Source organism: Cohnella rhizosphaerae, assembly GCF_029525575.1.
Lineage (GTDB): Bacteria > Bacillota > Bacilli > Paenibacillales > Paenibacillaceae > Cohnella > Cohnella rhizosphaerae.
In genome coordinates this window covers 390,255-397,433 of sequence record NZ_JAPDIA010000002.1, presented here as the reverse complement: position 1 = coordinate 397,433, position 7,179 = coordinate 390,255, and the positions used below count along the sequence as shown (strand labels likewise).

9 protein-coding genes are annotated in these 7,179 nt (G+C 57.4%); all 9 read right to left on the bottom strand.

Annotated elements, in window-relative coordinates:
* Positions 1-136: 136 nt before the first annotated feature.
* Complete coding sequence (locus OMP40_RS05410) at positions 137-604, bottom strand: DUF6259 domain-containing protein (RefSeq protein WP_277529809.1); 468 nt, start codon at positions 602-604, stop codon at positions 137-139.
* On the bottom strand, positions 541-786 hold the full coding sequence (locus OMP40_RS05405; RefSeq protein WP_277529818.1) for a hypothetical protein: 246 nt from the start codon (positions 784-786) through the stop codon (positions 541-543). Before OMP40_RS05405 ends, OMP40_RS05410 begins: the two co-directional genes overlap by 64 nt.
* 14 nt (positions 787-800) lie before the next feature.
* Positions 801-2,000, bottom strand: a complete 1,200-nt coding sequence (locus tag OMP40_RS05400; protein WP_277529770.1) for a DUF6259 domain-containing protein — start codon at positions 1,998-2,000, stop codon at positions 801-803.
* 65 nt (positions 2,001-2,065) lie between these two features.
* Positions 2,066-2,557, bottom strand: coding sequence for a carbohydrate ABC transporter permease (locus OMP40_RS05395; RefSeq protein WP_277529768.1), 492 nt, complete (start codon positions 2,555-2,557; stop codon positions 2,066-2,068).
* Positions 2,517-2,891 carry an ABC transporter permease family protein gene (locus tag OMP40_RS05390; protein ID WP_277529766.1) on the bottom strand — a complete coding sequence of 125 codons (375 nt, stop codon included), beginning with the start codon at positions 2,889-2,891 and terminating at the stop codon, positions 2,517-2,519. Before OMP40_RS05390 ends, OMP40_RS05395 begins: the two co-directional genes overlap by 41 nt.
* Positions 2,888-3,766, bottom strand: coding sequence for a carbohydrate ABC transporter permease (locus OMP40_RS05385; protein ID WP_277529764.1), 879 nt, complete (start codon positions 3,764-3,766; stop codon positions 2,888-2,890). The genes OMP40_RS05390 and OMP40_RS05385 overlap by 4 nt, the downstream gene beginning before the upstream one ends.
* 91 nt (positions 3,767-3,857) lie before the next feature.
* Entirely contained in the window at positions 3,858-4,955 is a 1,098-nt protein-coding gene (locus OMP40_RS05380; RefSeq protein WP_338131033.1) for an ABC transporter substrate-binding protein, read from the bottom strand.
* A gap of 355 nt (positions 4,956-5,310) precedes the next feature.
* Entirely contained in the window at positions 5,311-6,333 is a 1,023-nt protein-coding gene (locus tag OMP40_RS05375; RefSeq protein ID WP_277529762.1) for a LacI family DNA-binding transcriptional regulator, read from the bottom strand.
* Between the two features lie 594 nt (positions 6,334-6,927).
* Entirely contained in the window at positions 6,928-7,137 is a 210-nt protein-coding gene (locus OMP40_RS05370) for a hypothetical protein (protein WP_277529760.1), read from the bottom strand.
* Positions 7,138-7,179: the final 42 nt, after the last annotated feature.

The following is a 7,179-nucleotide window of genomic DNA, read 5'->3' as shown; positions in this document are numbered from 1 at the left end:
GCTTCAGCACGCTGCCGTCCCGCATGTGAATGGTTTGCGCGGACACGCCGGTCAGCCGCTCCGGCGCGAGCATCCTGCCCGTCGCGAATATACGCGCTTGCCCGCGCCAAGTGCGCCAGGCGTCAAGATCGGGGAATCAGGGTGCCGAGATCGCCGGATGATCCGGCGCTGGGTAATCCCCATTCCCGTCCCCCAATCCCAGTTGATCGCCCCGCCGCGTCCGAGCACGACCGTGAACAGAACATATCTCCCGCCACGAAGATAGGCGGTCCGCACAGAGCAGTTTGTCCGGCGACTTGAGCAGGTCGATGCTCTGGCCGCTGAAGTTCTGGTTGCCCATGAAGTTGTTAACCCGATATTCGTGGTATACATACTGATAGACAGGCACCGGCTCGCCGGTGAACAAGGCCGATGCTGAAGCGCAGGTCGTTAAAAGGAAGCTCGCCCAGGAAGGGCTCTGCGGCTGCCGCTTCGCAGCCCGAGCACGATGTGCTCCGCCCATCGCCTTCCACTCCTGCCGAATCTTGCGGAACAACGTCTTCATCGCTTCCGTCTGCCAGCGCCCGGGCCCCGGCGGATGATCGTGCTCCTTGCTGTAGCACAGGTTCGACAGTTGCCCAGATTCTGGTCGAAATACTGCATGTAATCGCAGCCGCTGTTCGCGACGCCTCGGATCTCCTCGAGCACCGTCTCCGTCACAAATGGCTCTGACGGACACATGTCGTATCCCCAGCGCTGCACGCCGTTGCAGATCAAGGAGTACGGCAGCTCGCCCTCCGGCGACACGCACATGACCTTCTCTAGCTCCAGACGTTCGAAGTCCGCTTCCCGGTTGTAATCGGGGTCGAGCAGACTCCTCTGCGTCCAGGCGATGCCGCTCGCGTACAGACCGAGCAGATGGCCGCGCGCGTGCAGCTCGTCGGCGAACTGCCGCATGCCTTCTTCTCCCCGTAAGGGGGCCAGATGTAAGGCGGCGCCCAGGGGGCCGACCCTTCCCAGTGCATAAGCAGCGCCATCACCTTGCTATCGAAGCGCTCGGACAGCCGCTCCAGATGCGGAATCGCATTGACGTAAGGAAAATATTCGTTCGGGTCCATGCTGCCCGTATCCTTGACGCCGCGCACGGGATACGTCACGACGACGGGCGATTCCCGGTACCAGGCGGGGAGCTCCGGATTGTCCGCGATGCGCGGCGGCGTGCTTCCCTGTTCGAACCAACGTCGGTACAGCTCGGCAGCCTGATGCCAATCGCCGTGGAAGACGCCCAGCACCATATTAAAGTTCATTCGATAGGAACCTTGACCGGCCCCCTCGACGAAAATCCGATACTGGAGCCTCACGCCCCCGTCGAACGGAAGAAATTCGATCGATTTGACGTGGTGCCTCGCATCGTGCGCGCCTACGTAGAGGCCGCAGTCGTCATCGTAATAAGCCATGAACTGCGTCGGCGCGGGGCCGGGATAGGTTCCGTCCCAGCCTTTGCTGGGATAGCCGGTTTCCTGGTATTTCAGCCAAGTGTTCTCTCGTCTGCCGATGTCCTCGATCAGCACGCCCTCATGGGCCGGCCACAGAATCCGGGCAGTCCCGCCCGCGGCGACGAGATCGTTCGGCACGACGACGTCCGGGAAGTCGACCCATTCCACGAGGTATGACGTCCGATTGTCGAAGGAAATGCGCCAGTCGGTCAAGTTGGAATCTTGCGGGAGGTCGACCTCGACGACGGCATCCAGATCCAGGTTATTCAGCTTCGTATATTTAAATCGGAGCTGCGTGCCGTCGTCCGCCGATATCGAGGCCTGCTCCAGCGTGACGGACGCCGCTTGCAGCGCCGTAACGTCCAGCGCCTGTCCGGCGTCGTCCCGCAGCCGGAGCGTAAAGATCGGCCTGGCCGCGCTCCCGCCGTGAATCATGTTTTTCCCGGATCGCTTATCCGTAAATGCCAGCAAAGATCCGTTCGCCGAATCCAGTTCGATCGTATAGGCCGAGCGCTCGATGATCATCGTTTCATTTCTCCTTAGCTTGTCGTCAGCTTATCGTCTCTGTCCCAGCATGCCGTACACTTGTCTCAACCCTTGACCGCGCCGGCCGTCAGACCTTTGAGGAACTTATCCTGCACGAAGAAAAACAATAGAATCAGCGGAATCGTAGCTATGACGCTCAAGGCGAAAATCGGTCCCCAATCGGTCGTCCGCTCCTGCTTGAACTGATAAATGAGCGTCATCAGCGTTTGTTTGCCGGGGCTGTACAAGTAAATGAGCGGTCCGAAAAAATCGTTCCAGATCGTAAAGACGTTCGTCACGATGACGGTGCCGGTGGCAGGCAGCAGGAGCGGGAAAATAATCGTAAAAAAGGTTCGCGTCTTCCCGCAGCCTTCCATGGCGGCGGCCTCCTCCATCTCGGAAGGGATGCCTTTGACGAAGCCCGTGTAGATGATGGTGGCAAACGGAATCGCGCCGGCCGTATACAGCAAAATCATGAGCGTGCGCGTATTGATTAAGGAAATCGCGGTCGCGAGCTTAAAAATCGGGATGATCGTCGATTGCAGCGGAATGATCATGCCCGAGATCAGAATAAAAAAACACGATCTGGAATAAGCCCTTGCCTGAACGCCCGATCGCATATCCGGCCATGGAAGTGAAAAGCACGACGAGCCCCAGGCTTAATGAAGTGATGACGACGGTATTGAACAACGACTGCGCAAATCGGCCCTCGCCCAAAATCGCCCCGTAATGCGCGAACTCCCAGCTTGAAGGGAAATGGAGCGCGTCGAACACTTCGCTTGAAGGCTTGAAGCTGGCAAGAAGCACGTTCAAGAAAGGGACCAGAAAAAGACAAGCCGCGATCAGCATGACCAGTTCTGCGATGCCGAGGCCTATTCGAATCTTTTTCACATTTCCACCTCTCTTCTGCGCGTGATGCTCAGCTGCAAGAAGGTGATCACGGCGATCAAAATCATGAACAGCATCCCAGCCGCGGTCGCATAACCGTAGGACTCGTGCACGAAGGCGTACTTGTAAATCAATAGCCCGAGCGTCGTCGTCGCCGTGCCCGGACCGCCGTTGGTCAGGACGAACGGCACGTCGAACAGCTTCAGGCTGCCCGCGATACCGAGAAACGTATTGATCGTAATAAACGGCATAATCAGCGGAATGGTAATGTGGTAGATTCGTTGCAAGCCCGTGGCCCCGTCGATCTGCGCGGATTCCTGAAGCTCCCTGGGCACGGACTGCAGCCCGGCCAGGTAAATGACCGCCCCGAAGCCGGTCCCTTGCCACAGCAAGATCAGGATAACGGCCGGCAGCGCGTAATCCATCGTCCCGAGCCAGTCCTGAATCCCGTTCTCGAATCCGAATAGCGTCAGAACCGCATTGAGCAGGCCGTCGTATTGCAGGATGAAGCCCCAGCTGATCGAGATAACCATGAGACTCATGAGCGCGGGAAGAAAGAAAAGCGTCCTGAGCAGTCCTCGGCTCCGCAAGGGCAGATTGAGCAGCAGCGCGAGGGTCAGGGACAACGGATTGCCGATCAGCACCATGACGGCGAGAACGTAAAGCGTATTTTTAGCGGCTTGCATGATCGCTTTGTCGTGGAATAGCGCCCGGTAATTGGCCAGGCCTACATAGTCCGGGGACTGCAAGCCGTCCCAATTCGTAAAGGAATAAAGCAGGCTGCCGAGAAAGGGATACAACGTAAAAATGCCGTACAGCAGCAGGGCGGGCAGTACGAAAAATACTTTTAACCGGTAAAAGCTTCTGCTCGATCTCATGCGGTATCACTCACCTGACTGATCCTGGCGAGGGGCGGATGATGTGCCGCCCTCGCTTCGGATGAATAAGAATGGCTTACGCAATGTGCGCTTAGAAATTAACTTTGGATTTGTCCTTCTCGTAAAGCTTGGCCAGCTCCGCAGCCGAATCGCCCACGCCGCCGCCGGCCAGAATCTTGGTCAAGGCCGTGTTCAGAGCGTCCTGGACGGAAGGCGGGAAGTAGTCGCCGGGATTGCGATGCCCCGGGTGAGCCTGCAGCGCCGCCTGAATCTCGGACATCGCCGGGTTGGCGAATACGGGATTGACGTCGTTGAACGCGCTCAGCGCGTTGTCTTTGCCGTAAAGTTCAAGCATATCGGGCTCCAGCATGAGCTGCACCAGCGCAATGGCCTCTTCCGGATGCTCCGTTGCGGCATTGATGGACAGGCCCTTGTCCGTGCCGGCGGACATGACGGTGTTGCCGTCCTTGGCCGGAATGATGAAGAAGCCGAGCGGGAAGTTTTGCGTTTTGCCGTCGATGACGCCGGGCGTCCAGCTTCCCATCATGTGCATCGCCGCTTTGCCGTCGATAAAATCCTGCAGTGCCTGGTCGTTGCCGATGCTTAAGCTGTTCTTGTTGAAGTAGCCCTTGTCGGCCAGCTCCGCGAATTGCGTCAGCGCACCCGTAACTTCGGGGCCGTTCACGCTCGCTTTGCCGTCGTATACGTCGCGTTCGAAATTGGGATTCGTTCCGAAATAAGTGCTGATTGCAATCGGGATATAAGCGGCCTGCAGCGTCCAGATATCCTTGAAGCCCTCGACGATCGGCGTAATCTTCTGCGCCTTCAGCTTCTCGTTCAGCGACAAGAATTCGTCCCAGGTCGTCGGCGGAACAAGCTGCTGCTCCTCGAAAATCTTTTTATTGTAGAAAACGCCGAAGGTGTTCACCTCTAGGAAGGCGCCGTACGTTTTCCCTTCGAACTGCGCGGCCGTCTTGGCCGAATCGTTCATCCGCGCGATCCACGGCTGGCTCGACAGATCCATCAGATAGCCCGCCTTGGCGTAGGCGGTCATATTCATGTTGAACAGCACATCGTCCGCTTCCCCTGCGGCGAGCCGCGTATTCATCAGCTCATTGTATTTGTCTCCCGGGTGCTGATTGAATTCCACCGTTCCGTTCGGGTATTTTTCCTTGAAGCGTTTGGCCACCTCTTCGTAATAGCCGTTTTTTATTGTCCGCCCAGTAAGAGACCTTTAACGTAAAAGGCTCCGAGCCGGATGCGCCGGGTGCCGACGCCGAACCCGATGCCGGCGTCGTTGCGGCCGGAGCGCTGCTTGTCGGCGATCCGGCAGTCTCGTTATTGCCGTTCGAATTGCCGCAGGCGGATGCGACGAGGGTCGTGGCGAGGAACAACGTGGTGAGCTGCAGTTTCTTCAATGATCTTACCTCCCCTTTTTATTGAAGCTTATTACACAAATATGTAACTAGTTACATCTGTATGATAAGTTCATTTCCTCACGATGTCAACGCTTTCTTTTTTTGCGTAAGACAATCGGAGCAACATCACTGCTGCTCCGATTTGACCGTGCTTTGCCGCACGGCGAGCCTGGACCCGAATATCTCGTGCCTGCCCGGGCCCGAGTAACTCTCGTTCATGCGCGACAGCAGAAACTCGGCCAGCTTTTTGCCGATCTCGTACTTGGGCTGTACGACCGAGGTCAGGCGGGGGCGAATCAGCGAGCACCAGATGATATCGTCAAAGCCTGCGACGGCAATTTCGTCCGGTACGGATACCTTATGGTCCTCGAGCGCCATCATGGCGCCGATCGCCATCACGTCGTTCATCGCAAAAACGGCGGTCGGCCGCGGATTCATCTGCAGGATCTTCAGCATCGCTTCGTAGCCGGAATGCTGGCGGAAGTCACCTTTAACGACGAGTGCGGGATTTAGAGAGACATGATTGTCGATATGTGCCTCTCTGTAGCCTCTATAACGTTCCTCGGAAATCGTGCTGTCCGTACCGGCGATGAGCGCAATAGAGGAATGCCCCATCTTGAGCAAATGCTCGGTGGCGAGATATGCGCCTCTGACATTGTCGAATCCCACGCGGTCAATCTCGAATTTGCTGTCCACATAGCCGTTTAACACGACATGCACGTTATTTTTCAAGGCCGGCTCGATGATCGCATCCATATCGCCGAATTGCGTAAAGTCGCGCGAACACAGGATAATGCCGTCCACCCGGTTGCTGAGGAATCTCCGCACCATATTCGACATTTCCTCGTCGTCTTCCCCGGATTCCGCGTACATGAGAATGTAGCCTTTGTCCTTGAGGTAATCGTTGATCCCCTTGGATTGCTCGAGAAATACGGGATTATTGATATCGGGCACGAGCAGCCCGATCAGCTTGGTGCTGGACGTGGTGAGGCTCTGCGCCGCCTGATTCGGGGTATAGTGTAGGATGTTGATGGCTTCTTGGACTTTAAGACGGGACTTCTCGCTTACGTACCCGCGTTGATTGATGACGCGGGATACCGTGGCGACGGATACGCCCGCCATCTCCGCGACCTGATAAATACTCGACATATCGATGCCCCTTAATCAAAAATGTGTAACATGTTACACAAGGAATGTAACACGCATGTCAGGAAGTGTCAAACCGGCTCATGGACAATCCGCACGATTTTATAGACGCGCCTTTACGATTATCTATTCTGGTTCCGCGGGTCGAGATTTACAATAGGAGCAAACGAAGCAAAGACTGAAGGAGTGACTATCCTTGAACGCGCAAGTTTCCGGTCTTTCCGTGATTTCCACCGCGCCCGCCTCGATGGCGGTAATCGTGCAACCGGGTCGTCTGACGATCGGGGACCGCGTCTACGAAGTGCCGCGCGAAGCACAGCTGCCGATTCGGCCAGCCGGCCGGCGGCAGTATCGCGATCAAGTCTACGCGATGCGCGGCGAAGGCTCGGTCTCGCCTTCCTGGTGGAACGGCGAGGATATTCGCGGCAGCGGCGGCGCGCCCTACCAGCGCATGGTGCCGGGTTCGCTGTCGGTGTATTCGGACGATCGCGGGACGAAGTATGCGCCCGATGCCGACTATGCGTACGATTATCATTGGGGTACGGTGAAACGCATGCCGGGCGGACGGATCGCGGACGGCCAAAAACTCTCGCTCGACTATGACGTATGGCTTTGCCGGTACGACGCGATCGTGCTCGGGGCGGACGGCTCTCTGAAGGTCGTCGAGGGAGAGACGGAAGCCCCGGAAGCCAGGGAGCTGCTGCTGCCCGAGCCGCCGCTTGTTAGGGACGGTTTCGCGCTCGCCCATATTTTCACCGGCTGGGGACAGTCCTGCGTGTACGGCGGCGAGAGCACGCTGTCGCGCATGTCCGCCGCCTCCCCGCCCGTCGCGCTTCGCGGCCGATACGA